The sequence below is a fragment of the Kitasatospora sp. NPDC038210 genome, from assembly GCF_055600605.1.
On record NZ_JBVJYK010000079.1, the window covers coordinates 1 to 1,683 of the forward strand.

Genomic DNA, 1,683 nt, shown 5'->3' on the forward strand with positions numbered 1-1,683 from the left:
GCGGATGCGGCTGACCAGCCGGGTCGCGAGCAGGGAGTGCCCGCCGAAACGGAAGAAGTCGTCGTCGATCGACACCGACTCCACGCCCAGGGTCTGCGCGAACAGCCCGCACAGCACCTCCTCACGCGGCGACCGCGGCACCCGACCCCCGGCCTGCTCCGGACCGTACTCCGGCACCGGCAGCGCACGACGGTCCAGCTTCCCGTTCACCGTCAACGGCAACGCATCCAACACCACGAACGCCGACGGCACCATGTACTCCGGCAACCGGCCCGCCACGAACTCCCGCAGCCCATGCAGGTCCTGGACGTCAGCGGCTTGACCATCCGAAGCGACGACATACGCCACCAGACGCTTGTCCCCCGGCTCGTCCTCACGCACCACCACCGCAGCCCGAGCCACCCGCCCGTGCGCGACGACCGCGGCCTGCACCTCACCCAGCTCGATCCGGAAACCCCGGACCTTCACCTGATCATCAACCCGGCCCACATACACCAGCTGGCCATCGGCATTCCACCGCGCCACATCACCCGTGCGATACATCCGCACACCCACACCACCGAACGGATCGGCAACAAACCGCTCCGCCGTCAGATCAGCACGCCCCCAATACCCACGCGCCAACACCACACCCGCGACATACAACTCACCCGCCACACCCGGCGGAACCGGACGCAGAGCACCATCCAGCACATACACCCGCGTATTCCAGAACGGACGACCGATCGGCACCGCACCCGAACCCACAACCTGACCAGGCTCGATCCGGAAGTCCGTGCAATTGACCGTCGCCTCCGTCGGACCATACGCATTCACCACCACCACACCAGGATTCGACGCCCGCCACGAATCCAGCGCCTCACCCACCAACGCCTCACCACCCGTGACCAACATCCCCGACGCAGACACCCCCGCCGGCAACACCTCCAACAACCCCAAATGCGACGGCGTCACCTTCATGAACGACGGACGACCGAACTCCCCCGCCCGCTCATCCAACTCCGCCAACACCACACACCCACCACTCACCAACGGCGCATACAAACCCGTCACCGACAGATCGAACGCCACCGACGAATGCAACAACGACAACCCCGCCGCATCCCCGTACACCTCACGAGCACGCACCAAATACGCACCCACCGAACGATGCTCAACCACCACACCCTTCGGCCGACCCGTCGAACCCGACGTGAAAATCACATACACCGGATGCGACAACGACAACCCCACCCGACGATCCACATCCGACACCACAGCATCCGAAAAACCGGACACATCCAGCATCGACGGATCATCGATCACCAACAACGGACACGCATCACCGAACACCTGCGCCACCCGCTCCGCCGGCGACCCCGCATCCACCGGCACATACGCACCACCCGCCTTCACCACACCCAACAGCGCCACCACCAACTCCACCGACCGCGGCAGCACCACCCCCACGAACGACTCCGCACCAACCCCCCGCCCGATCAACCACCGAGCCACCCGGTTCGACCACGCATCCAACTCCCGATACGTCAACGACCGCCCACCAGCAACCACCGCCACCGCATCCGGCGTCCGCTCCACCTGCTCACCGAACAACACCGGCAACGACACATCACGAACAACCCGCGACTCACCGTTCCACCCCACCAACACCCGCTCACGCTCACCCACCACGAACACATCCAC

At 65.3% G+C, this 1,683-nt stretch carries 1 protein-coding gene; it reads right to left on the bottom strand.

All coding sequences use genetic code 11. The features are described from left to right. A partial coding sequence (locus ACZ7KX_RS42660; protein WP_470331338.1) for a non-ribosomal peptide synthetase occupies nt 1-1,683 on the bottom strand: 1,683 nt, incomplete at both ends.